20 protein-coding genes and 1 riboswitch are annotated in these 24315 nt (G+C 50.7%); of the genes, 4 read left to right on the forward strand and 16 right to left on the reverse strand.

The genetic code is table 11. The features are described from left to right. From CBW46_RS12975 to metA, 11 genes are all read right to left on the reverse strand, one after another. Complete coding sequence (locus CBW46_RS12975; protein ID WP_089200567.1) at positions 1-693, reverse strand: response regulator transcription factor; 693 nt, start codon at positions 691-693, stop codon at positions 1-3. Between the two features lie 232 nt (positions 694-925). Further along, positions 926-2497 (reverse strand): S1C family serine protease, encoded by a 1572-nt coding sequence (locus CBW46_RS12980; protein ID WP_089200432.1) that lies wholly within the window; start codon positions 2495-2497, stop codon positions 926-928. 210 nt (positions 2498-2707) lie between these two features. Beyond that, positions 2708-2803 carry a YugN family protein gene (locus CBW46_RS21830; RefSeq protein WP_243633300.1) on the reverse strand — a complete coding sequence of 32 codons (96 nt, stop codon included), beginning with the start codon at positions 2801-2803 and terminating at the stop codon, positions 2708-2710. A gap of 169 nt (positions 2804-2972) precedes the next feature. Then, positions 2973-3452 carry a hypothetical protein gene (locus CBW46_RS12990; protein WP_089200433.1) on the reverse strand — a complete coding sequence of 160 codons (480 nt, stop codon included), beginning with the start codon at positions 3450-3452 and terminating at the stop codon, positions 2973-2975. A gap of 404 nt (positions 3453-3856) precedes the next feature. After that, positions 3857-4507, reverse strand: coding sequence for a 3D domain-containing protein (locus CBW46_RS22075; RefSeq protein WP_089200434.1), 651 nt, complete (start codon positions 4505-4507; stop codon positions 3857-3859). Between the two features lie 130 nt (positions 4508-4637). Beyond that, positions 4638-6578: a threonine--tRNA ligase gene (thrS, locus tag CBW46_RS13000; RefSeq protein WP_089200435.1), complete on the reverse strand. Its 1941-nt coding sequence runs from the start codon at positions 6576-6578 to the stop codon at positions 4638-4640. A gap of 316 nt (positions 6579-6894) precedes the next feature. Beyond that, positions 6895-7818 carry a putative sporulation protein YtxC gene (ytxC, locus tag CBW46_RS13005; RefSeq protein ID WP_089200436.1) on the reverse strand — a complete coding sequence of 308 codons (924 nt, stop codon included), beginning with the start codon at positions 7816-7818 and terminating at the stop codon, positions 6895-6897. A gap of 538 nt (positions 7819-8356) precedes the next feature. Further along, entirely contained in the window at positions 8357-9247 is an 891-nt protein-coding gene (gene rarD, locus CBW46_RS13010; protein WP_089200437.1) for an EamA family transporter RarD, read from the reverse strand. 190 nt (positions 9248-9437) lie between these two features. After that, positions 9438-10574, reverse strand: a complete 1137-nt coding sequence (mqnC, locus tag CBW46_RS13015; RefSeq protein WP_089200438.1) for a cyclic dehypoxanthinyl futalosine synthase — start codon at positions 10572-10574, stop codon at positions 9438-9440. Positions 10575-10891: 317 nt separating this feature from the next. After that, positions 10892-12073 (reverse strand): PLP-dependent transferase, encoded by a 1182-nt coding sequence (locus CBW46_RS13020; RefSeq protein WP_089200439.1) that lies wholly within the window; start codon positions 12071-12073, stop codon positions 10892-10894. Further along, complete coding sequence (gene metA / locus CBW46_RS13025; protein ID WP_089200440.1) at positions 12070-12996, reverse strand: homoserine O-acetyltransferase MetA; 927 nt, start codon at positions 12994-12996, stop codon at positions 12070-12072. Before metA ends, CBW46_RS13020 begins: the two co-directional genes overlap by 4 nt. Before the next feature lie 111 nt (positions 12997-13107). Continuing rightward, a riboswitch (SAM riboswitch) is annotated at positions 13108-13243 on the reverse strand. Positions 13244-13768: 525 nt separating this feature from the next. On the opposite strand from metA, the gene corA reads away from it, so the two are divergent. Then, the gene (gene corA / locus CBW46_RS13030) at positions 13769-14704 is read left to right on the forward strand and encodes a magnesium/cobalt transporter CorA (RefSeq protein ID WP_089200441.1); all 936 of its coding nucleotides are present in this window, start codon (positions 13769-13771) and stop codon (positions 14702-14704) included. A 167-nt stretch (positions 14705-14871) separates the two neighbouring features. Then, positions 14872-15303: a universal stress protein gene (locus CBW46_RS13035; RefSeq protein WP_165842291.1), complete on the forward strand. Its 432-nt coding sequence runs from the start codon at positions 14872-14874 to the stop codon at positions 15301-15303. A gap of 171 nt (positions 15304-15474) precedes the next feature. On the opposite strand, the gene CBW46_RS13040 is transcribed toward CBW46_RS13035, so the two are convergent. Then, the gene (locus CBW46_RS13040) at positions 15475-16479 is read right to left on the reverse strand and encodes an HRDC domain-containing protein (RefSeq protein ID WP_243633308.1); all 1005 of its coding nucleotides are present in this window, start codon (positions 16477-16479) and stop codon (positions 15475-15477) included. 332 nt (positions 16480-16811) lie between these two features. Beyond that, positions 16812-18497, reverse strand: coding sequence for a dihydroxy-acid dehydratase (gene ilvD / locus CBW46_RS13045; protein WP_089200444.1), 1686 nt, complete (start codon positions 18495-18497; stop codon positions 16812-16814). Positions 18498-18688: 191 nt separating this feature from the next. Here ilvD and CBW46_RS13050 point away from each other — a divergent pair, with 191 nt between their 5' ends. Next, entirely contained in the window at positions 18689-18982 is a 294-nt protein-coding gene (locus CBW46_RS13050; protein ID WP_089200445.1) for a DUF3055 domain-containing protein, read from the forward strand. Between the two features lie 156 nt (positions 18983-19138). Here the strand turns inward: CBW46_RS13050 and CBW46_RS13055 are convergent, their stop codons facing one another. The 3 genes from CBW46_RS13055 to CBW46_RS13065 all read right to left on the reverse strand — a co-directional run bounded on the left by CBW46_RS13055 (position 19139) and on the right by CBW46_RS13065 (position 21269). Next, positions 19139-19456 (reverse strand): cupin domain-containing protein, encoded by a 318-nt coding sequence (locus CBW46_RS13055; RefSeq protein WP_089200568.1) that lies wholly within the window; start codon positions 19454-19456, stop codon positions 19139-19141. A gap of 278 nt (positions 19457-19734) precedes the next feature. Continuing rightward, on the reverse strand, positions 19735-20082 hold the full coding sequence (locus CBW46_RS13060; protein ID WP_089200446.1) for a DUF2512 family protein: 348 nt from the start codon (positions 20080-20082) through the stop codon (positions 19735-19737). A 263-nt stretch (positions 20083-20345) separates the two neighbouring features. Further along, entirely contained in the window at positions 20346-21269 is a 924-nt protein-coding gene (locus CBW46_RS13065) for a 5'-3' exonuclease (RefSeq protein WP_243633301.1), read from the reverse strand. A 364-nt stretch (positions 21270-21633) separates the two neighbouring features. Between CBW46_RS13065 and CBW46_RS13070 the strand changes: the two genes are divergently transcribed. Beyond that, positions 21634-24168 (forward strand): transglycosylase domain-containing protein, encoded by a 2535-nt coding sequence (locus CBW46_RS13070; protein WP_089200448.1) that lies wholly within the window; start codon positions 21634-21636, stop codon positions 24166-24168. Positions 24169-24315: the final 147 nt, after the last annotated feature.

Below are 24315 nucleotides of genomic sequence, written 5' to 3' on the forward strand. Positions count from 1 at the left end.
TCAGCTGTCTCCTCTCAGTACGTAACCGGCGCCGCGAACGGTCTGGATCATTCTTTTGTGCCCGTGCTCCTCCGTTTTCTGACGTAGCAGTGCGATATACACCTCAAGTACGTTAGACTCACCGCTATAATCGTAGCCCCATATCTTTTCCATGATGACATCACGGGACAGCACCCGTTTTGGATTTTGCATGAATAAGTGCAACAGCTCAAATTCTTTGGTGGTTAGTTCAATCAACTGCGCGCCGCGAAATACTTCACGTGTATCCAAATCCATAAAAATATCCTGAAATTGCAGCCGGTTGCTTGATTCCTCCGCCTTCTGCGCATTTTTACGGCGCAAGAGCACGCGCACTCGCGCTAGCAGTTCCTCTAATGCGAACGGCTTCACCAAATAATCATCGGCGCCCAAATCGAGTCCCTTCACCCGGTCTTCTATCTCATCTTTCGCAGTGAGCATCAACACCGGCACCGTAGCGCCACCTTCCCGGATACGGCGGACAACCTCCCACCCGTCTAATTGCGGCATCATGACATCCAGTATAACGGTGTCCGGATCGTGCTCGAGTATTTGCTTCAAGCCGTCCATGCCATGATTCGCCGTGAACACGGTGTACCCTTCAAAAGCAAGCGAACGCCTGAGCATGGATGTGATTTTCTCGTCGTCATCTATTACCAATATTTTATCTCTCATAAAAGCACCGCCCTTTTTTACTGTCCATTGTAGCAAAATGCGCTGCATACAAAAAGAAGCAGAGCAACACGCAAAGCCGTGCTCCGCCCTACTTCTTGGTTGTCTTGCCGCTGCTTGACCTGTCTATCGCAAGCCACGTGAACTGCTCTACTATTCGTGCCGATATATTAGACAACAATCAGTCTCATTATAAACGAGCGAGACTAGATTGTCTCGCTCTACTGGACCATCTTTACTGCTCGGCGTTGCGGTCACCTATGGTGACCGAGATAGTTTCCTGTTTGCCATCGCGCATAATCGTCAGGTCAGCCTTGTCATTTACCTTCAGAGATTTAATTTTTTCCACCAACTCTGCGGAATTCGTTACCGGAGCGCCATTAACCGCAGTTATGACGTCGTATGGCCGTATCCCCGCCTTAAAGGCTGGGCTTCTACGTTCCACTTCGGAGACGATCGCGCCGTCCGTGCTTTGAAGCTTCAATTCCGCCAACCAGTCTTGGTCGATGTCCGCTAGCTTAACCCCAACGTACGGAGCAGGCTCTTTCGGAATCTCCACATTGTTTTTCAAGTTATCCAAAACCCCGGAAATGGTGCTCGTCGGAATGGCGAATCCGATTCCCTGAGCCTGAGCGCTGACTGCGGTATTAATACCGATAACTTCACCGTTCATATTCAACAGCGGACCTCCGGAGTTGCCCGGATTAATGGAAGCGTCGGTTTGCAGCAGGTGTTTGTACTCGCGTACGCCCTGGCTGTCCGGGATGGCGATAGGACGTTCTTTGGCACTCAGCACACCCACGGTGACGGTATGATCAAAACCGTGAGGGTTACCAATCGCCACAACCCAATCCCCTACCGCAACATTATCCGGAGAACCGAGCGGCAGAAAAGGAAAATCTTTGTCGCCTTGAATTTTCAAAGCGGCCAAATCCAGATCGTAGCTATGGCCTAGCAGTTCAGCTTTAAACGGTTTTTCATAGCCTTCTACCGTCACCCAAATTTCGTCCGCACCTTCGATAACATGCTCGTTTGTCAAGATATACCCGGTTTTCTCGAAAATAAAGCCGGTCCCCATGCCGCCTGGCTGGAGCTGTCCCGAACTATCGCCGCCATCCGGCCGGCGCGCACCCGGGTCATCTCCGAAGAAATGGCGGAAGAACGGATCATCGAACACGGAACCGCTGCGGCCTCCGGTTGTCGCTTTTACCTTAGTCTCTATCTTCACCACGGCCGGTCCCGACTGCTCGGCGATTTGCGCGATGTTGGTCGGTCTGCCCAGATCCATAGCCGTCGGTGTTACCGCCCCGTTACTGCCATTGGAGGCAGCAAGCTGGCCTGCGCCGGAGGAAGCGGAAGGATTGCTGCCCAATACACCTTCAGTCCCCGTAAACCAGTTCCCCTTATCGGAGGAATACATCAGCCCCCCGACCAAGAGAGCTCCGGCCAAAAAGGAAATGAATCCGCTTTTAAATACCGACCCTCTTTTCTTCTGCTGGCTATGCTGCCACCCGGCCATCGGATCGTGCGGAGGCTGCCCGCCATTGTACGAGTATGGGCGCACAGGTTTCGGCGGTGTCATCTCGACCTGTGTGGCCTCTAGCTGCTGACTATCCGGCATTGCGGGCTGCACTTCACTGTTTCCTTGTCCCATAGCTGATTTATAAGGTCCATAAGAATAATAGTTGGATGGGCGTTGTTCGCTCGATTCGCTGACTTCCCGCTTGCCCGCCTCAGGCGATACGCTATCGTTAGATTCACCGTGCTTGCGAAAGAAATCATCGTATCCCCGTTTATTGTCATCCATTGTCACAACCTCCGTTCCATAAGGCATCAATGTGAATTAAGATCTTCTTTTGTTCTTACTTCTATATTGGACCTGCAACCTTAAAATAACCTTAAAATAAAATAAAACGAAGTTAAAAGCTTTCGTTTTTAGTGCCGAATCCTGCGCATCGCACAGGTGCATGACAAAAGGCGGGCATACCGTGTTAGCGCCCTGCCTCTACCTGACGCATTATTCCCTGGCCCTTTCCACCCATTTTTCTTCGACATGGGCGTCTTTATTCGCCGGCGCCGAAAACTGATCGATCATGGCACCAAATGTATGCACGCCAGCCTCTCCAATCCACGGTCGAAGCAGGCATGATCATACTCCTAATTGCTGCCCAAAGTAAAGTCATGTGCGTGCAACAGTTCGCGCACTTGCATGGGCGGGAGGTGTAACAAAAAAAGAACCGGGGCATTAGTCGCGCCCGATTCGATCGTTCTGTGATAACTAGTTATTTGCTGCTTTCCGACTTATTCAGTACTTTGCCGTTTTTAAAAGTCACATTGAGGGTACCGCCCGCACTCGTTTTGTACTGATACGTTTGCGTAGCATTGGAGCCGTCTTCCTCTTTGGTCTCTGCCACCAGCTTGCCCATTTGGCCCATCTGCTTCTGCACTTCCTCAAAGGTCATGCCAAAATCCACGGCATCATATTGTTTCTTGGTCGCGACAGGTTGTTCCGCTGCACCCTTCGGTGCTTGCACGGGAGCCGGCGCGGCAGGCGCAGGCGCTGTAGCGTCAGGTTTGGCAGGATCGGCATTATTTGCCGGCGGAGCGGCTGGCGTATTACCTGTATTTGGTGCGGGCGCAGGTGTCTCTGTACCGCTCGGCGGCGTGCCCGGTTGTGTCGGTTGTTCGGTAGCGGCATCCGGTTTGCTGCACGCAGTACCCACTAGTATCAATGCGATAAGTAAAATAGCGAAACGTTGCATCGTCAAATCTCCTCCATCCGCTAGACTGAGTTACCAGAGAAAATTTGCCATACCTACATTTGCCTGCCTATCAGCTATTATATCGAATTATGTCATATAAATCAAAGAATCCCAAGGGCTGATAGCGGCGCACAGGGCGGGCTGCCATAGCGAGATAAAAGATTTGCCAGCGACAAAAAACTGACATTCGCGAGCTCCGCAAACGTCAGCTTTTCTGCTAGGTCTATGTTATTTAAGGTCTTCTGTCCCTTTGCGGGCGTTCTCAGCAGACTTCTTCATGTTTTTGGCGGGATCTTCCTCGGTATATTCCTTGTCGATTTGCTTGCTTGTGTTTATTTTAGCCAACGGTAATCACCTCCTACACAATCAGTATGAGGCACACCCATTGCCTTTATGTTTGGTAATTAAAACAAGATTTCGTCCTCCAGCTGATTCCACATGACTTCCGTGATCTTGCCGTCGCCCTTTTTAACAACCAGCACGTTGACGGTCTTCTTGCCCCACTCTTGGTATACCTGATCCTTCGTATCAAAATATAAATCTATTCGGTTTCCCTTGATTGCGCTGCCTGTGTCCGCTACCACACCGTAGCCGTAGCCGGGAATGTACAATACCGTGCCAAGCGGAAAAACTGTCGGATCGGCGGCGATCGTTGAAAATGAGTGTTTATCACGCTGCACCTTCATGCCGGAAAATGTCACACCATATTCCGGATGGCCGGGCTTTTTGCCGGTGGATTCAGGACCAGCGTAATAGCCTGTGGCTACGACTTGCACGGCTTCGAGCTTGCTCAGATCTTGATCTAAGTTTGGCACGATGCGATAACTCACGGCGCCCTTGGTGTCTTTGGTTGTAAGCTGTCCCTGATTGCTCAGAGGCTGGACCGACGCTGTCAACTGCGTTTGGTTCGAACGAGATCCTGCTGAGGCATCGGACGGCGTGTCCGTCGTCGCCCCAACCAGCGGCTGCTGCTCGTGTGTCAATATCATGAACAACGCCACTAACACGGAGATCAGACAAATCCATTTCGCATGACTTGCGGCTTTCGCTAACATAATGCTTTATACCACCCCTTATATAAAAGAGGCTGTCCAAGGGCAGACTAATATATACACCGTTCTATGAAAAAAAAGGGATAAATCCCACACTAGAGGACTTATCCCATTTCATTTAAAGCACCTACGCTCAATCAATTTGTTTGGTTCGGATCGCATTGTCGATCATCGCGACCATACTGTCCAAGCTCTGAACACCAAGGTCACCTGCACCGCGCTTGCGCAGCGAAACCGTGCTATTTTGCATTTCATTCTCTCCGACGACGAGCATATAGGGTATTTTCTCGAGCTGTGCCTCGCGGATCTTGTAGCCGAGTTTTTCGTTGCGCAAATCGGATTCAACCCGAATTCCAGCAAGCTGCAGCCTTTCCTCGACCTGCTTGGCGTAATCTTCGAATGCGCTCGACACAGGGATGACTTTAGCCTGTACCGGGCTGAGCCATGTCGGCAGCGCCCCTGCGAAGTTCTCCAGCAAGAATGCGGTCATTCGTTCCATAGTCGAAATGATGCCGCGATGGATAACGACAGGCCGGTGTTTCTGTCCGTCTTCGCCCACATATTCCAGCTGGAACCGCTCAGGCAGTAAGAAGTCAAGCTGAGCTGTACTCAGTGTCTCTTCTTTTTTCAGAGCAGTCTTGATCTGTACGTCAAGCTTAGGGCCATAGAACGCGGCTTCACCTTCCGCTTCATAGAACGGCAGATCCAACTCCTCCACTACTTCGCGCAGCATACGCTGAGACATCTCCCACATTTCATCATCCGGGAAATATTTCTCGGTATCCTTGGGATCCCGGTAGGAGAGGCGGAAGCGGTACTCAGTTATACCGAAGTCCTCGTAGACATGGCGGATTAGGCTGATGACCCGCGCGAATTCCTCTTTGATTTGATCCGGCCGGCAAAAAATATGGGCATCATTGAGAGTCATAGCCCGCACCCTGTGCAAACCGGTTAACGCGCCCGACATTTCATAGCGGTGCATCATGCCCAGCTCCGCGACACGCACCGGCAAATCACGGTAGCTTCGCATATCGCTCTTATACACCATCATATGATGGGGACAGTTCATCGGGCGGAGCACCAGCTCCTCGTTGTCCATTACCATCTTGGGGAACATATCCTCCTGATAATGCTCCCAATGGCCGGACGTTTTGTACAGCTCCACGTTCGCCAATACCGGCGTATACACGTGCTGGTAGCCTAGGCGCTCCTCAAGATCAACGATGTAACGCTCCATCGTACGGCGGAGTTTTGCTCCGTTTGGCAGCCAAATCGGCAGACCTTGTCCCACTTCGCGTGAAAAAGTAAACATCTGCAATTCTTTGCCAAGCTTACGGTGGTCACGCTTTTTCGCCTCTTCCAGCAAGCGCAGATGTTCTTCGAGCTCCGCTTTTTTCGGAAAAGCCGTGCCGTAAATGCGCTGCAGCATTTTATTATTGGAATCGCCGCGCCAGTATGCGCCAGCCACGCTCAGCAGCTTGAACGCCTTAATCCGGCCAGTGGACGGGAGATGAGGGCCGCGGCACAGGTCGAAAAATTCACCCTGGTCGTAGATGGTCAACACTGAATCCTGGGGCAGATCTCGGATCAATTCAAGCTTGAGCGGATCTTCGAGCTCGGTGAAAATACGGATCGCCTCCTCACGGCTCACCACACGGCGGCGGATGGGCAGGTTTTCCTGTACAATCTTCTCCATTTCCTTCTCAATCTTCGTGAGATCGTCAGGGGTCAGTGGCCTATCTATATCAATATCGTAGTAGAAGCCATCCTCGATCACCGGCCCGATACCGAGTTTTACCTCTTTTTCTCCATAGATTCGTTTAATCGCCTGCGCCATCAAATGAGCGGTGCTGTGCCGGTACACTTCCAAGCCGGTGTCACTGTCAAGAGTGACAATTTCTAGTGCCGCATCCTGCTCCAGCGGCGTGGACAGGTCAACAGCTTTGCCGTTAAGCTTGCCGACGACCGCGTTCTTCTTCAACCCCGAACTGATGGAACCGGCCACTTCTGCGATCGTAGTACCCTGCTCAAATTCCCTTACGGCGCCGTCCGGAAACGTTACTTTTACTCCCATTGCTGCAACCTCCTATTCTTGAAAACAAAAAAAGCGCATCATCCCAGAAGGGACGAGTGCGCTTGGTCTCGTGGTTCCACCCTAATTCGATTCGCGACTCACAGCCGTGCCGGCCGGGCCGGCGGAAAGACAGGAGAGCGAATCCTCAATAGCATCCGATAACGGGAATGGCCCGGAGACATATACTGACGGATCGATCCGTGTTCCATATCCCGACTACAAAGGGGTAAATGATCGTCGTTGAACTGAAGGAGCTTGCAGCTGTTGCTCCTCTCTCTGGGCAGTACTTCAATCATTCATGTCTTTGATCTCAGTCTTACAATTCATTATAATCAGCCGCCACCGTTCGGTCAAGATTTTGGCACAATCTGCAATATTGGCAAAGTTCAACACGGTTTTCGAAGATCTGCATGATCGTTTGAATGATCTGCACGTGCGGATCTCTAGTGTGAATGTAGATGATTTCGGGGGAGACGGAAATCAAAGTGCTCACAATGATATCCTCAAAGTTAATGTCCTTTTCCAGCATCTCAATGGTCAAGGTGGCGTCGCAATCCGTTGTGTCGATAGGCTCCATCCGATCGTTCAACAGTGTGAACTCGCTGCCGCCTTTGTGCAGCAAATGGGCAAACGGGATTTTAGCTTCCTGGATATATACAAAATATTTTAACAGTGAGATAAATTCCTGGTATTGCTGATCCATGACAAATTCATCAACCGCGTATTCCGCCAAATCATGCAGCTCTTCCACATAGTCATCCAGTCGGAAAGTGAGAAAACCATCTATATTCAGATGCTCATTTTGCTGAAGGTACGAGTAGATTGCCTGAACAATTTTGTATCTACGGTTGTGCGCCGGCTTCTGCTGCACTTGTGGTGCTTCCTCTGCGTCAATTCTGTTGTTTTGATGACAATATTTAAGAATGCACCGGATGTCGTCCGGGTGTTCATAGTGAAATTCCTTTGCTATCAGGCTAACCAGCAGGTCGTCTTCCTCATTGGCGATAATCCAATCGGCCACAGCTCCTGCAATCTTAACATGCATTGCGTCCATACGTTTGTCCAATTGAAAACGGGGCAACACCCCGGAGACTTGAATTACGGAATAACCGGCATTATCCTGCAGCTCGGTTACAGCATGGTTTTTGTGAACCTCATGTACTGCAGCGGCGACCGCTTGATAAAAACGTTCCACCGCTTCATCTGCAGCTCTCATGATCGTTAAAGTCAACAGCTTCATCCGATTCACTCCTTTCGTACCCGCTTCTCTTTTAAAGTATATGGTCGCCCCAGAGCATATATACAAACAACAATTTCCCATGTAATGTTGGCGTAATCCGACTCCCAGCCGTGCAAAAAATCGCCTGTGCGCTGTGGTCAGAGCAAAACCGTGTTAGGTATTATAACCCGCGGAAAGCCGCGGTGACTCACGCCGGGCGGCTGTCTCGCCTGACGCACGTAGACGTGAATCCACACATATTGCCCATTCACCCTTACGCACAAGCACTGGCTGCGAGAATGCTTGATTAACAGAAAAAACGAACGATCCGGACGAAAGTTACCGGATCGTTCGTTTTTTTAAATCGAACAGATGGCTAGCGGGCACGTACAGCGCCTCGGCTCTGCTACCGCGTAGATCCAGAGTGAAGCGCCCACACCTACAACGCCACAGAGGGTGTGTGCCAACTTAATGCCGCATATCGCGCTGTCGAGGCCGCGGCATCGCTCGATCATAGCATGAGTGCAACGCGCCATCGTGAAGGTTAGGGAGTGTTGCGCTAAGCGGCTTTTTTTAAACTTTTCTGCGACTTCGTCTTGGTGAATGTAGCGATGGAGTATACGATCAGTGCGAACCAAATGAATGAAAAACTAATCAACTGCCCCTCGGTGAACGGCTCATGGAAGACAAAAATCGCCAGCAATAAACTTGTTGTCGGGGCGATATATTGAATGAAGCCTACCATTGAGAGAGGCAGAAGTTTCGCGGCTTGGGCAAACCAAAACAAAGGCAAAGCCGTAGCCGCGCCAGACAGAAGCAACAGCACCAAGGAAAAGCCCGACAGCTGAAGCACCGCAGCTGTGCCCTGCGTCTGCAAATAGAGTAAGTAGCACAGTGAAATGGGTACTACCACGAGAGTCTCCCAAGTTAAACCGAGAAGCGTATCTAAGTTAGCCATTTTTTTCGCAAGTCCGTAGAATGCAAACGAAACTGCGAGGGCAATCGCCACCCACGGAATGTGGCCATATTGTACCGCCATAATGACAACACCCGCTGCTGCAAGAATAATGGCCGCCCATTGCCCCAGCCTCAATCTTTCTTTCAAAAAAATGACCGCGAAGAACACGCTTATAAGCGGGTTCATATAGTAACCCAAACTTGTTTCTATCACGTGACCGTTGTTCACCGCCCAAATGAACAGAAACCAGTTGATACTTATAAAAAACGCGCACAAACACACAGCCAATTTACTTTTCCCGCTAGAAATCACACCTATTAGCTGCCTCCATCTGCGGGCGACAGTAACAAGCAGCGCAACGAACACGAACGACCAAACCATGCGGTGCGCGAGGATTTCCCATGCCGGCATGGTTTGGAATAGGCGCCAATACAGCGGCAGCAGCCCCCAAGCCAAATAAGCCAGCAATCCGTAAATGATTCCTTGATTCATAACCAATGCTCCCTTTTCGAAAATAAATTAGATGCCACAACGTGATCAACAATAATTACGAGGCTTGGTATGCACAAACGGTTGTCTCAATAAAAAACGCTTGCTACCACAAATCCACGCTAACGGATTCGTGATAGACAAGCGCTGCCGGGAGCAGCTCGGTGGAGCTTCGGCCGCCGGACACTGTCGACTAGTTTTGCATTACAAAGTCGTTCTCAATCTTCTCATTTTCATTATCAAATACTCGCAAAATTTCGTAGCGGGTATTCCGCTGCGCCGGAATTTTGCCAGCCCCACGGATAATATCCAATGTTGAAGAGATATTAACCTTATGAGTTGTTCCTGCGGCGGAAACGACGTTTTCTTCAATCATCGTGCTGCCGAAATCGTTGCAGCCGAAATGCAGCGACTGTTTCCCCACCTCAGGTCCCATTGTCACCCACGAGGATTGGAAATTCGGAATGTTGTCAAGCATTATGCGGCTGATCGCGACATTTTTCAAATAATCCTGAGGACCCAGCTTCTCCGCTTTCAAATTGGTGTTGTCGGGCTGAAACAACCATGAGATGAATGCAAGGAAACCCGGAGTTTTATATCCATTAGCGATGCATTCATCCTGCGCATCACGGATTCGAAGAAGGTGAAGGGCCCGCTCCTCCATCGTCTCGCCGAAGCCAATAACCATCGTTGCGGTTGTGTGCATGCCGATTTTGTGCGCGGTTTGCATAACGTCCATCCAATCGCGCCACGAGCCTTTCAAGCGGCTGATCTTTTTGCGTGTGCGGTCGTCCAAAATCTCGGCGCCGCCGCCCGGCAAGGAATCCAGTCCGGCAGCATGCAGCTCGCGCATTACTTCCTCTAAAGTGAGGCCGTCCGACACTTCCTTCATTTTCATAATTTCAGCCGGGGAAAAAGAGTGCATTTGGATAGAAAAGCGCTTCTTAATCTCACGCAAAATGTCTGTATAATAGGTGAACGGCAGATTCGGGTTCGTCCCGCCCTGCATTAAAATTTCGGTACCGCCAACGTCCAACGTTTCCTGTATTTTTGTGAATATTGTTTCATTCGGCAGCACATAGCCTTCGGCGGAACCAGGAGCGCGGTAAAATGCGCAGAATCGGCAATAAACATCGCATATATTCGTGTAATTGATGTTGCGGCCAATAACAAACGTAGTAATAGGATCCGGATGACGCTTAAGCATAATTTGATTCGCGACATGCCCCATTTTTTCAATCTGGTCTGATTCATATAGTTCAATGCAGTCTTCGAGACTGATTCGGTTACCGGCTAATGCACTATCAAGGATGCGGTCAACTGAACTCATCCTGCTCACTCCTTTTTGTCAGGCTCTATGTTATGTAAAAAGACTCTTATTTGAACTATCGTACCATAAACCACAGTCCACGTCATTAAAAACGGGCCGACAGTCACTCGAAGCGTGCTTTGTTGGGTGTCAAATCGCCAGTATTCGCTGACTTCTGCTGCGCGCGGAAGGCGAGTTGGGCGGCGCCGGTAAAACGAGCAGTAGGGCTGCACAAGCTGGTCGGCCGCAGCAAAAACCGATAGCACTGGAATAGATGCCATCGGCTCTGTAGATATGATATAACTATCGAAGCTGCCTCAGACAGCTGAAAATGGCCGCTATGCTCCTTCGATTTCGGCATGCGCAAGATCAATCGCCCTCGCTAGGTCCGCTATCAGGTCATCGGCATGCTCAATGCCTACCGAGTAGCGCAGAAGCCGGTGGTCCACGCCAATCTGGCGTCGTATTTCCTCAGGAATGTCAGCATGAGTTTGCACCGCCGGATACGTCATCAGGGATTCAACACCGCCCAAGCTTTCTGCGAATGCAATTAACTTGATGTGCCGCAATATTGGTTCAACGTATCGGGCATCCCTTAACTTAAAAGAAAAGATGCCTGTGTTACCCGAGGATTGGCGCTTCTGAATCTCATAGCCCGGGTGGCTCTCGAGTCCCGGATAATAGACCGATTCAACCTGCGGATGCTGCAAAAGGAAATTCGCCACTTGGGCGGCATTGTGCTGGTGCCGTTCCATACGGATAGCGAGCGTTTTCATACCGCGCACCAGAAGCCAACTGTCTTGCGGACTAAGCACGGCGCCAATGGAATTATGCAGAAACGCCATCTGCTCGGACAGCTCGTTGCCTTTGGTCACGATTAAGCCGGCAAGCACGTCATTGTGTCCGCCTAAATATTTGGTAGCGCTGTGAATGACGATATCGGCCCCCAGTTCGATCGGACGCTGGAAAAATGGCGTGAGCAGCGTGTTGTCAACAATGGATAGGATGCCCTTCTTCTTCGCCCAGCCGCACACGAGCTCCAGATCGGTTATCATCATGAGCGGGTTCGTCGGCGTCTCAATTAGTACCGCCTTGGTGTTGGGGTTGCAGCTCGATTCGAGTGCGTCGAGGTCGTTCGTGTCCACGTAAGTCGCGGTGACCCCGAATCGGGACATGATTTTTTCCAACAGACGGTAGGTCCCGCCGTATAAGTCCAGCGAAACGATCAGATGATCACCCTGGCTGAATAGGGCGAAGATGGTCTGCAATGCCGCCATGCCGGAACTACAGGCGAAACCGGCGTCGCCGGACTCCAGTCCAGCGATCGCATCTTCCAGTACCTTACGGGTCGGACTCTTCGTGCGGGCATAATCGAAGCCCGTGCTTTGCCCTAGCCTGGGATGGCGGAACGCCGTCGATTGATAAATCGGAAAGCTGATCGCACCCGTGACGGGCTCCTCGAGAGAGCCGATTTGTGCCAGCTGGCTCTCTATCCTTAGATGAGCGTGTTGCTCGTTCATATGGAATACTCCTCCTTGTGAAGATCATACGGGGTTTCCTGATACACATAGTAATTCAACCAATTTGAAAACAACAGGTTCGCATGAGCTCTCCATGAAACGAGCGGCTGCTTGGTCGGGTCATCGTTGGGATAATAGTTTTTCGGCACCGGAACGTCCAAGCCTTTCTGCACATCGCGGTCATACTCGGCCTTCAACGTACATGCATCGTACTCCGAATGCCCTGTGACGAAGATTTGCCTGCCATCCTTCGTGGCGACAATGTACACTCCGGATTCAGGCGAGTCGGACAGGATCTCCAGCTCCTGAACCTTCTCAATGTCTTCCTTGCGTACCTCCGTGTGGCGTGATTGCGGTACAGTGAACGTTTCATCGAAGCCCCGCAGAAGCTTGACATTTTGCTTAGTGATCAAATGGGGGAATACTCCGAATACCTTCTCATCCAGCTGATACTTCGGGATTCCAAAGTGATGGTACAGGCCCGCCTGCGCCGCCCAACAAATATGAAAAGTGGATGTGACGTTGGTTCGGCTCCAGTCCAGAATCTGAGTCAGCTCATTCCAATAGTTCACTTCTTCGAATTCCAGCTGCTCTACCGGAGCACCGGTGATAATGAGCCCGTCAAACCGTTGATCCCTGACATCCGCGAATGTTTTGTAAAACTGATTAAGGTGCTCGGCCGAGGTATTCTTGGATGTATGGGTGCCCGGATGAAGGAGTACAAACTCCAACTGCAGCGGCGTGTTGCCGATAACGCGCAAAATCTGCGTCTCCGTGGTTTCTTTGGTGGGCATCAAATTCAATATAGCGATTCGGAGCGGCCGAATGTCTTGGTGGAACGCGACGGTTTCATCCATCACAAATATGTTCTCGTTCTGAAGTATTTCTCTGGCGGGCAGATGATCTGGAATCTTGATAGGCATGCATCATCACTCCTTTTTGTATGTAGAAAAAATCCAGTTCCCGCAAAAAAGGCAAATGAAAAAGGCCTTCATCGCGCAAACGAGAAAGGCCTTGTTATCAACAAATGTCCTCTCTCATCTCTCAGAAGCGCATCGCTTCCGCAAGAATTAGCACCGTGCGTTCCTTACTTCGCGCTGCTGCGCTGCATAAGGTCTGTCGGTTGCCGGGTGTCATCGGGCTAGTCCCTCCACCTGCTCTTGATAAGAGTTTAAAACCAGTTATATTCAGTTGTGTATATAGCAATACTTTAAACGAAAAATTCGGCCCCGTCAAGAAGCGTGCTTCGAGCATGATTGAAAGTTTGGATTAATCATCGCAACCTGCCGCATGTACGCATACAATATCACAAATGGACAGCAACCCGGCTGGTGCCCCAATCGCTCAGGCGCAGCCGCAGCACCGTGCGTTTTCTCCTTGATGTGTGGAAAATGGCGCGTTATACTAGACAAGTATTCGACAATAATAGCAAAGGGGTGCAGCAGCCGAATGGACGGAGACCCGAGGAGTACCATCTACGTTCAACAACAACCGAATAACTTCAACAACCGAATAACTTCGTTGGGAACGCCAGCGGGCAACCACCGATTCGCATGCGCCGAGCAGCCTCTAGCATACACCGCGTGACATGACCACGCAACCCATACAACAGGCTACAGCCGTTTTGCTCGAATTGGCGACGTTAGTTCCGTCTGTGTTCCTCACGATGCATCATTATGACCCGAGGTGAGACAGATGAAGACACGCTTAGTGCAGGACGGCGTTTTTACATTAATTGATGATATAACCGTTGCGGCTGAACCACCCGAACACGGTTTTTATTGGATTGACGCCGGCACGGACGATCTGGAAATTTTGCAGCCATTATTTAATCTTCATGAATTGGCAGTGGAAGACTGCTTAATGGAAGAAGAACAGCGGCCAAAGATTGAATTGTATGACAATAATTATTTCATTGTGATTAACAGTATACGTTTCGACGATGAAGAAATATTTCTGCGTGCTTTGAATATTTTTCTCGGCAAACATTACATCATCACCGTCACGCGGCAAAAGATCAATGAACTTCGGGCGCTAAAGCCGATTCTATGGCAGGAGGAGGTCGCTGTTCCAGACCGGTTTTTGTACCACTTGGTCGACTTGGTCGTTGATAACTACACGAATGTCGGCGATCGAATCGAAGCGAAAATCGAGACGCTCGAAGAGGATATACTACTTCATACCAAAAAGTCACATTTAAATGAAATCGTTGGATTACGCAGTGAAATATTATGGCTTAAGAAAGTGCTCGTACCGCAAAAAGAGGTGATCGCTACCTTGAGCAAACGTGAACTTAAGCTGATTAGTGAACCGCTGAAGAAATATTTCGGCGACATTTACGAAAATGCGGTCAAGATTTCCGAAACGTTCGACACGTTCCGCGATTTGATGGGCAACTTGCGGGAGGCTTACCAATCCAGCGTGGCCAATCGGGCGAATGAAATCATGCGGGTATTCACCGCGATAACTACAATTTTCATGCCGCTCACTTTTATCACCGGGATGTATGGTATGAATTTCGACTATGTACCAGGCTTCGAGTGGGAGTACGGCGGTGTAGCAACTGTTATTTTCATGCTGTTAATCGGCATCTCGATGTTAATTTTGTTCCGCAAAAAAGACTGGCTCTGAGCAGCCGCACATCACAGCCTCTGCTCGGCATCCGCCGCAGGCAGGGGCTTTTTCTATGGGTCAATCTCAGCCGTGCAGGGTAATACCTTGCAATACTGCAATATCAGAAGCCGATCCTGTGGTACGGTGGTGCGGCCTGATATGCACTTAAAAATGGGGTGATTGCGGTGTTTCAGAAAATTCTGGTCGCTTATGACGGATCGGAGACTGCCAAGATCGCTTTAGATAAAGCAATCTCTTTGAAGCAAGTATTTACTCAAGCCACGTTGGAAGTGGTGCATGTGTTTCAGATAGCCAACCTCGTTATCAGCGATACAATCGTGACAGGTCCTGCGCCGGTTCAAGCCGAGCTGTATCAGGCATCTGAAGCAATTGTAGAACAAGCCAGGCAGCGTATTTCGCATCTGCCGTTCTCAACAGCAACACTGTTGGACGGTGGAGCGCCTGCACCGGTTATTTTAGATTATGCGGACGAACATCAATTTGATCTCGTTGTAATAGGCAGCCGGGGCATGGGAGCATTGAAAGAACTTGTCCTAGGCAGTGTGAGCCACGAGATCGTCCAGCGTGCCAACATACCTGTGCTAGTTGTAAAATGAATGCGTGGATTGGGTTGTCTATGATACTGATGTGCTATGTATGACTGAGTAGATAATATGATTAGTTCAGAGACCGGCAGCAGTGCCGATCCCAATTGACATGTGGGCGCTTTTCAGTCACTGCCCAATCGGACCAGCATGCCCTTAATCGACAGTACAACTATCAAGCGTTTATACTGCTGCAGCTTGATCGGAGGACTGAGCACGGCGGAATTTGATTCGCAGCAGCCTCAGCCATTCGTAGATACGATCCACTTCTTTACCCGCCAGCTCGTCCTCAGTGTACAGAGAGTGCAAAATTGGCTTCAAATAACGGTCTCCTTGCAATTGGAAGGCAGACCATGCCAGGCTTTGCTGATCGTCAGGTATGTTCTGCAGCATTTGCTCAACGTATGCTTCCAGATCATAGCCATCGCGGTCAAGCTCCTCAATCCGCAGCAGCAGCTCTCTGCGATGGAGCTGCATCTGTTCGCGCACTGCTTCCAGATCGTCGCCGCGCGTGATCGCTTCCAGCAGCTTGCGCTTGATCTCCTGCTTGTTTTGTTCAGCTCTCGTTTTGCGGTCTTTTTCCGACTGCAGCCAAGCGTGAAACTCGGAAGGATTGATCATGCTTTCCACCCAATTCAACGGAAACGAAGTGGAGCGCTCATAGCTCTGCACCATTGCCAGCAGCTCACCGCCATAGGCCGCGACCTTGCCTGCGCCCATGCCCGGCAGCTGCTGCAGCTCCTCAGGCGTGTGTGGCAAGAAGGCGGTGATCATTTGCAGCATACGGTTGGTTGCGACAAGGAAAGGTGCTTTCGCCTCTTTGTTCGCTTGTTTCAATCGCCACTGCCTAAGCTGCTCGTACAGTTCACGGTTCACATTGAGCTCACTGTAATAGTGCAGCAGCCGAATTTGTACGGAACGCTTATCCAGCGACAAAGGCTCGGGCTGTATGGAGACATCCAGCACTGGCTTGAAGCCTTCGGTTTGTTTATTAAAAATGTTTGTGCGGAAGGCTGACAACATCTCCTCCACGCTCGCTCCTTCGTACCAGGTTTTAACTGATGACTGCCCAGCGGCTTCGCTTTCCTGCCACAATACAATCCATTCGCCCTCGCTGCCGCTGATCGAGACTTGTGCAGTTAGTAGCTGCTCCTCTCCCACTTTTTTCTCCAAGCTGTTTAAGAACATGATTTGCAAACTGCATTCCTCCATTCTAGTGTTTTCAAACGCAAAAAAGCACCACTCCTACACATGGTAAGAGAGGTGCTTCCTCAGATGATTTGAAATTATTACCATAATATCATAGCTGCACACACATTGCAATAGAATCTATCAGCCGGCGCCGGCGCACAGTCTCGGTAAGGCCACATCATTGCCAGCGGCTCAGGACACGCTCACAGTGTCGGCATTGCCACATGCATCAGGCCACGAGCACAGTGCTGGCATTGCCACATGCATCAGGGCACGAGCACATACTCATGCACTCGGTTGATTTTGCAACTGCACAACGCTGCAAAAACTTATACTTTCATCACGCCGCCGGTGCTCGCGTTTGTAACTAACTTGGAATAGCGGGCCAGGTAGCCTGTTTTTACCTTGAGCTCGAAGCCTTTCCAATTCGCTTTACGGCGCTCCATCTCTTCATCGGAGATCTGAAGCTGGATGGTACGGTTTTTCAAATCCAGTTCGATGATGTCACCGTCTTCCACGAATGCAATCGGACCGCCCTCCGCTGCTTCCGGTGAAATGTGACCAATACTGATACCGCGGGAAGCACCGGAGAATCGGCCGTCAGTGATCAGACCAACTTTAGCCCCAAGTCCCATACCAACAATTTGAGAAGTCGGTGCCAACATTTCCGGCATACCCGGACCACCCTTTGGACCCTCGTACCGGATAACAACTACGTGTCCTTCTTTGACTTTGCCGTTGGCAATACCGTACAAGGCATCCTCTTGCGAATCGAAGCAAATCGCCGGTCCCTTGTGGTATCCTCCCACTTCTTTGTCGACCGCGCCGACTTTGATAATGCTGCCGTTGGGCGCGAGATTACCAAACAGTACGGCCAAACCGCCTTCCTGGCTATGTGGGTTGTCGAGCGGCCGGATGACATTCTTGTCGACGATCTCGCAGCCTGCGACATTTTCACGCAGCGTGTTCCCTGTTACCGTGATGCAGTCACCGTTCAAAGCGCCCGGTTTCTTGAGCAGCTCATTGATGATCGCGCTCACGCCGCCCGCGTTATGCACGTCCTCAATGTGATAATCGGACGCAGGTGCAATTTTAGCCAGATGAGGAACGCGCTTCGCTACTTCATTGATGCGTTCGATCGGATATTCAAAGCCCGCTTCATGAGCCAATGCCAACGTGTGCAATACTGTGTTCGTAGAACCGCCCATTGCCATATCCAGTGCGAACGCGTTATCGATTGCTTCCATCGTGACGATATCACGCGGCTTAATATCTTTTTGAATCAGCTCCATCAATTGTTTCGCGGAGCGTTTAACAAACTCTTTGCGCTCTTCCGCTACCGCCAGAATTGTGCCATTGCCCGGAAGAGCCAAACCGAGGCCTTCAGCTAAACAGTTCATCGAGTTAGCTGTGAACATACCGGAACAGGAGCCGCAAGTAGGACAACCGAATTGCTCCAATTCTTCCAATCCCGCGTCGTCGATTTTACCCGCTTGGTAAGCGCCCACGCCTTCAAACACGGATGACAGCGAAATAGATCTGCCGTTCTTGTCCTTGCCGGCTTTCATCGGGCCGCCGCTCACAAACACCGTCGGAATATTCACGCGAAGTGCGCCCATCATCATGCCCGGTGTGATTTTGTCGCAGTTCGGAATACAGACCATACCGTCGAACCAATGCGCAGACACTACAGTTTCCAAAGAATCCGCAATGATTTCGCGGCTGGGCAGCGAATAGCGCATTCCGATGTGGCCCATCGCGATGCCGTCATCCACACCGATCGTATTAAATTCAAAAGGTACGCCGCCCGCTTCGCGGATTGCTTCCTTCACGATTTTACCAAATTCCTGCAAATGAACGTGACCGGGGATGATGTCAACGTAAGAATTACACACAGCAATAAACGGTTTATCGAAATCTTCCTCTTTAACGCCCGTCGCGCGCAGCAAACTGCGGTGCGGCGCACGGTCGAAGCCTTTTTTTATCATATCGCTTCTCATTTTTGGTTTGGACATATAAGGCACAGCCTCCGATTCATGTATAAGTTCTCTTGCAGATGACTAGTATTCTATAAATTCTATCATGTTTAACCCAAAATGAAAATGACCGATGTGAAATAGTATCACGGCCTTTCGCCCGACACCTCACTTCATGTATAATCGGTTTTACAGCGCTAATCATGAGAAGAACGGAGTGAAAGACATTTATGCATGATTTCGATTATTTATATGATTCGACCGAGGAAACAACCACCCGTTTCGTCTGTTTCGTAGGCGAAAGTCTTCGCCGTTTTGATCTCGCGATCACAAATACGAACCGTTTTTATGGCAAAAAATTAGTCACGGATCTGCAGTCGGGACGGACCGCGGTAATCGGGCCGGACGATCTGGAAGAGGAAGGCTACCTCGAGCATGTATACAAGATCACTGAGCAAGAGGCCGCTGAATTAACCACGTTCCTGCAGCAGGTAGTCGGCGCAATCAATTTCACCGATATCTAGCCGCAATTCAAATTTCACCATTCCTAAAAAAACAGAGATCTCGCAGGTCCGCTTTCGCAGGCCGGATGATCTCTGTTTTTTGTGACAATCACTTATGCTAACTAATGCGCGGCAGTTCGCCGATACTGCAGCTCATTCCGCCTAACTACGTTGAAGTTACCGTTTCACCAAGTCTTCTCTCACAGGTGTAAACGCATCCAATAATACGCCTGCTTCAAGCGCTTTGGCCCCGTGCTTCGCGCCGCTTGGTATGTAGATGGTGTCGCCCTGACTGATCACATGCGTCTGCCCGTCGATCGTAAATTCGAATCTCCCTTTGAGCACATAAGACATTTGTTCATGCGGATGGCTGTGCTCATATCCTTCGGCGTCTGCTTCGAAATGAACCTCCATCATCATCATGGATTTCCCAGGCTCGAAAATCTTCCGCTTGACACCCGGCTCCGCATTTTCCCATACTCCAATATTGCTCATTTGCAATGCTCCTCCCGGCATATAAAATAATTTGATAACTCCTACCGTTTGCGTTTTCACGCACATTTCATTATATATTATCCCGGTCGGAAACGCTATCATCCTCCGCTGGACGACAAATAACACCCGCTTGCCCTCTCGCGCTCGTCCTCCCTTATAAACACAGGCTGACATGAGGAGTTCGGATGTTAATTGCATGTGTACCAAGCGCCGGGTCCGGGTGTCAGTCTCGGGCTTTCCGCCGCATCCCGGTGTAACCGAAAACACCCGGTACCTGATTAAATCGCTCCGCGGCCGGCATCCCACATACCCAATATACGGTGAAAGATGGCCTCGAACAGTCCGACGACGACAACGACAGCCAGCAGCTCTGAGGCCGTTAAATCCCATTCATTCCAATATGCGACCAGCCAAAAATATATACCGGCCGCACCGGCATCAGCCACGGTGGCCACCATGTTGTTGGTCAGCCTCAGAATGAATTGATCACCGACAAAAAAATCAATCAGAAGAAACAAAACGACCGCTGTAACAATCTCCGATACGTCCGCCGCCGTTAAATAATACAAAAGCGGAATCAACACCACACTGCCCAGCAGCAGCTTTACTAGAAATCGTGCCATCATCTCAGACCTCGTTTCTGTGAGAAGGTAACCTAGTACCGTGATCCGGTGCGAGGATTTCGCAGCAACAGCCTCCCAGTCCTGCAACTATTATGTGCTCTACCACGCCAGCTTTATGCAGCTCAGGCATTTTCCGCATAAAAAAAAGCCCTTCCGGAGGAGTTCCGACAAGGCCGCGTGATGCCAGGGCAGACGTTGCACCGGCGAAGTTACCCCATCCGACGCCATGTCTTATCATGCGCGGCACCCATGAACGTACCGCACGGTCAGGATGCGCTGGCGATTTTAGCTATTTCTTTCAATAAGCTTTGGAATTCCAGGTGTTCAAACTGATTTCTCAATACTTGAGGGTCGGGACACCACAGGCAATCATCGAGCACACAATCTATAGGAGCGTCCAGTCTTATCGTAGCAAGCTCTCTACATAGATGGAGCATCTCCAGATCGGCTTCGATCTTCGCTCTCACACCTCTCGGCAGGGCCGGCAGGTTCGCCAATATACCTTCGATGGACTCAAACTCGAGCAGTAGTTTGACAGCCGTCTTTTCGCCAATCCCCTTGACTCCGGGATAATTGTCGCTCGTGTCACCGGTTAAGCCTTTTAAATCAATGAATTGGGCGGCTGTCAATTGCTTCTCGGACAAGAGGAATTCCGGGTCATACACAGCATAGTTTGATGCGCCTTTTTTCATAATAATTACCTTCACTCGGTCGGCCACCAGTTGCAGCATATCATGGTCTCCGGTGAGTACATACACATCCATCTCTGTGCTGAACCGGTGGGCCAACGTGCCGATGCAGTCATCTGCCTCGAAGCCTTCGAAACCGATATTCGGAACGCCGAAGCTTTCGACGACTTCTTTGATCAGCGAGAACTGGGGAATGAGATCCAGAGGGGGTTCCGGCCGGTGGGCTTTGTAGCTGGGCAGCTTATCTGAGCGGAACGTTTTGCTCCCCATGTCCCAACAGCAGACAACATGAGATGGGGCAAATGTGCGAATCGCGTCGAGAAAATATTTGATGAAGCCGTAAATAGCGTTGGTCGGTATACCTGAAGCCGTCCTGCGAATGTAGCCGCCGTATGAATTCGCGTAATAAGCGCGAAACAACAGTGCCATCCCGTCAACGAGCATCAACGTGGGTTTCTTTTCCATACTACAGTTGATCACTCCAAAAAATAATTTTATCATTATTATACCACACCCTCTGCCCTGCCGCCCAACCTATCGCTGCACGCCAAGCCCAACGCCAACACACCGGGGCGTCTCCGTGACTTCTTACGAGGCGACCGCCCCAGTCAACTGCCCACCTGACACTGCCAATATCGTGTAAACTCCTGTGTGCGGCAAGCTGGACAACTGCCACGCTGCGGACATTGTAACCGTGCGCGGCAAAGACGCCCACCCCGCTGTTGCACAAACCCCACGGCAACAAAATGTGCGTATGCCGCGAATTTTTTGATAGGGTGACAGGCTTTCGACAATATAGTTGTTTCATTGTGGCTTCGTTATGGGTAAGTATGTAAAAAACCGCAAATTTTGGGGGAGTGTCCAAATGGATAATTCACATCAAACTGAGCAACAATCAGTCGCGGCGTCCAAAAAAAGGCTATATTTTCTCGTCATCGTTTCTTTCGTGATTGTCATAGGCCTCATTGGATGCCTCTGGTGTTGGTCCCTGTATCAGTCGATGTATCGCAATCTAGATATTACCGTGCTAAGCAAAGAGCCTCCTCGTGCGGCGTTTTTTTATGACAGAAACGGCGGCGTGATTACCGAGTTGACCAATGCCCGTATGCAGTATACGACGCTGGACCAATTCCCGCAGACGCTGCTTGACGCGGTGATCGCGGTCGAGGATGCCCGATTTTATGAGCACAACGGTATTGATTTTTACGCCATAGCGCGTGCTTTTTACACGAATCTGAAATCGGGCGAAACCGTACAGGGCGGCAGCACGATCACCCAACAGCTCGCCAAAACTATGCTATTCTCCGAGGAACAAACCTACTCCAGAAAATTAAATGAAGCAGTCGCTTCAATTAAAATCGAACATTCCTATACCAAGGATCAAATTTTGGAGCTGTACTTAAATCACATCTACTTCGGCGAGGGAGCTTGGGGACTACAGCGGGCGGCGCAGGTCTATTTTGGCAAAAAAGCTTCCGAATTAACACTGGCTGAAAGCGCCCTTATGGCCGGGCTTCCGAAGTCTCCCATTAATTACTCACCCGTGAAAAAGCCGGAACAGTCGAAGGCGCGCCGAAACCTGGTGCTGAACCTGATGGCAGAACAGGGGAAAATTACGGCAGAAGCAAGGGATGCCGCCAAACAGGAAGAAATCCGCATTGTCGGCCAGACGGCTCTGAAAACAACGGACAGCTACCCCTCCTCCTATATCGACCATGTCATCAACGAGGCGATTGACAAATTCGGAATGACGGAAGAACAGATTTTGTCGCAGGGTTTACACATACACACCAATATGGATCCTAAAGTTCAAGCCGCAGCGGAAGAAGTATATAAGAATGCTTCGTTTTTTCCGGAGGATAAAGGCGGTCTGCAAAGCGGGATAGTTTTAATGGATCCTAAGACCGGGGCGCTGTGGGGCATCGTAGGCTCCAGAAATGCGGTGAAGGATTTCCGCGGCTTCAATTACGCTACGCAAAACAAACGTCAACCCGGCTCCACCATCAAGCCTGTCTTGGTGTACGCGCCTGCGCTGCTGGCGGGTTTCGGCCCGCGCGATCACATCCATGATGTCGAGACGGATTTCGGCGGCGGATACAAGCCGATGAATTACATGAAAAAACTCAATGGTTGGGTGACGCTGGAAAAATCATTAGTCGAATCATATAACATACCTGCAGTTGCTCTGCTGAAGGAAGTCGGCATGGACAAAGCGATCGAATTTGGTAAACAGGCAGGCTTGCCGCTGGAGGACGCGGACAGGACACTCGGTATCGCGCTTGGAGGTATGCAGCAGGGCACGTCCCCTCTTGTGATGGCGCAGGCGTACACCATGTTTGCCAATGGTGGAAACATGGCTCAAGCTTATGCGATCACGAAGATTGTAGATCAGCAAGGCAAGCTGGTGGCAGAAGCCGTACCCGACGTTCAACCGATGATGGATGCAAGCCAGGCTTATACCATGACGAAAATGCTGGAAAAAGTCGTCACCGAAGGCACTGAGCGCGGTGCCCGTATGCACAGGCCTGTGGCGGGAAAAACGGGTACGACCGAGCTTCCCGACATACCCGAATTTCAAGATAAACGCGGCAAGCCGCTTGATGGCTCTAAAGACGCCTGGTTTGTGGGCTATACTCCGGAAATCGTTGCAGCCATCTGGCTGGGCTATGAGAAAACGAACAAGGATCATTACCTGACAACTACCGGAGGCAAATATCCTGCGACATTGTTTAAGGAAGTCGTCACGCGCGCCTTGGCCGGTCGGCCGGTCACGACATTCGCAAAGCCTAAAGCTTACCGTCCCGTGTACGGAGGGAACAAGTTCGTCAACAGCGACAGAAAAAGCTGGCTTGCGTACGTAAACAGGAACAAAAAACCTCCCGAGGAGTCTGAACAAAAGGCTGTTCCGGGAGCGTCCGCCACTGAAGGGGTCGCAGAAGCAGGTGCGAAGCCTGGCACGGCGCCGGGCAGTGATGCCAGCAAGCCCGCAGATCCTAATGACAGCGGTGATGCTCGGACCGCGGGGACTTCGGCCAACGAACAAACCTCGCCTGATTCGAAAAACGATGGTTCGCGAGCAGCGCCGACGGACAATAAGCCTGACGGCACAGACAGCAAAGCTGTGGAAGGGCGGCCAAGCAAGGGATCCGCTCCGGCGTCGGCCGCCACGCCTCAAGGAAAGCGAGCGGCCGACGCAGGCGGTTCGGCAGACGATGTGAAGCCGACCGAATCAAACGCCAGCACACCGGCGGGCAATACGACAATAAAGGGCGACAAGCGGGTTGACGCTGAGGTAAAAAGCAGCGGAACCGGGACAGCGCAACCTACGAGCACATCGGCGCCCAAGACCGCCGCACCCGGCGCCAACGGCAGCGATGAGCGGGGAACAAAACAACAGTAACAAGAACGCGCGGTAAAGCCCGAGCCCTGGCCTTGCCGGTTATATAAGATACTAAAGCGAAAGCCGATCCTATGGCGGATCGGCTTTCGTTGTCTAGAATATGGCGCAAGATATGGATAGCGGGAATCTCAGAGGAGCGCTGACCGT

This window comes from Paenibacillus xerothermodurans (assembly GCF_002220865.2).
GTDB classification, from domain to species: Bacteria; Bacillota; Bacilli; order Paenibacillales; family NBRC-103111; genus Paenibacillus_S; species Paenibacillus_S xerothermodurans.

What these genes read in the sequence shown, in the direction of transcription:
- CBW46_RS12975 (WP_089200567.1), bottom strand. Translation starts at nt 693, where the DNA reads ATGAGAGATAAAATATTGGTAATAGATGACGACGAGAAAATCACATCC.
- CBW46_RS12980 (WP_089200432.1), bottom strand. Translation starts at nt 2,497, where the DNA reads ATGGATGACAATAAACGGGGATACGATGATTTCTTTCGCAAGCACGGT.
- CBW46_RS12990 (WP_089200433.1), bottom strand. Translation starts at nt 3,452, where the DNA reads ATGCAACGTTTCGCTATTTTACTTATCGCATTGATACTAGTGGGTACT.
- CBW46_RS22075 (WP_089200434.1), bottom strand. Translation starts at nt 4,507, where the DNA reads ATGTTAGCGAAAGCCGCAAGTCATGCGAAATGGATTTGTCTGATCTCC.
- thrS (WP_089200435.1), bottom strand. Translation starts at nt 6,578, where the DNA reads ATGGGAGTAAAAGTAACGTTTCCGGACGGCGCCGTAAGGGAATTTGAG.
- ytxC (WP_089200436.1), bottom strand. Translation starts at nt 7,818, where the DNA reads ATGAAGCTGTTGACTTTAACGATCATGAGAGCTGCAGATGAAGCGGTG.
- rarD (WP_089200437.1), bottom strand. Translation starts at nt 9,247, where the DNA reads ATGAATCAAGGAATCATTTACGGATTGCTGGCTTATTTGGCTTGGGGG.
- mqnC (WP_089200438.1), bottom strand. Translation starts at nt 10,574, where the DNA reads ATGAGTTCAGTTGACCGCATCCTTGATAGTGCATTAGCCGGTAACCGA.
- CBW46_RS13020 (WP_089200439.1), bottom strand. Translation starts at nt 12,073, where the DNA reads ATGAACGAGCAACACGCTCATCTAAGGATAGAGAGCCAGCTGGCACAA.
- metA (WP_089200440.1), bottom strand. Translation starts at nt 12,996, where the DNA reads ATGCCTATCAAGATTCCAGATCATCTGCCCGCCAGAGAAATACTTCAG.
- corA (WP_089200441.1), top strand. Translation starts at nt 13,769, where the DNA reads ATGAAGACACGCTTAGTGCAGGACGGCGTTTTTACATTAATTGATGAT.
- CBW46_RS13040 (WP_243633308.1), bottom strand. Translation starts at nt 16,479, where the DNA reads ATGTTCTTAAACAGCTTGGAGAAAAAAGTGGGAGAGGAGCAGCTACTA.
- ilvD (WP_089200444.1), bottom strand. Translation starts at nt 18,497, where the DNA reads ATGTCCAAACCAAAAATGAGAAGCGATATGATAAAAAAAGGCTTCGAC.
- CBW46_RS13050 (WP_089200445.1), top strand. Translation starts at nt 18,689, where the DNA reads ATGCATGATTTCGATTATTTATATGATTCGACCGAGGAAACAACCACC.
- CBW46_RS13055 (WP_089200568.1), bottom strand. Translation starts at nt 19,456, where the DNA reads ATGAGCAATATTGGAGTATGGGAAAATGCGGAGCCGGGTGTCAAGCGG.
- CBW46_RS13060 (WP_089200446.1), bottom strand. Translation starts at nt 20,082, where the DNA reads ATGATGGCACGATTTCTAGTAAAGCTGCTGCTGGGCAGTGTGGTGTTG.
- CBW46_RS13065 (WP_243633301.1), bottom strand. Translation starts at nt 21,269, where the DNA reads ATGATAAAATTATTTTTTGGAGTGATCAACTGTAGTATGGAAAAGAAA.
- CBW46_RS13070 (WP_089200448.1), top strand. Translation starts at nt 21,634, where the DNA reads ATGGATAATTCACATCAAACTGAGCAACAATCAGTCGCGGCGTCCAAA.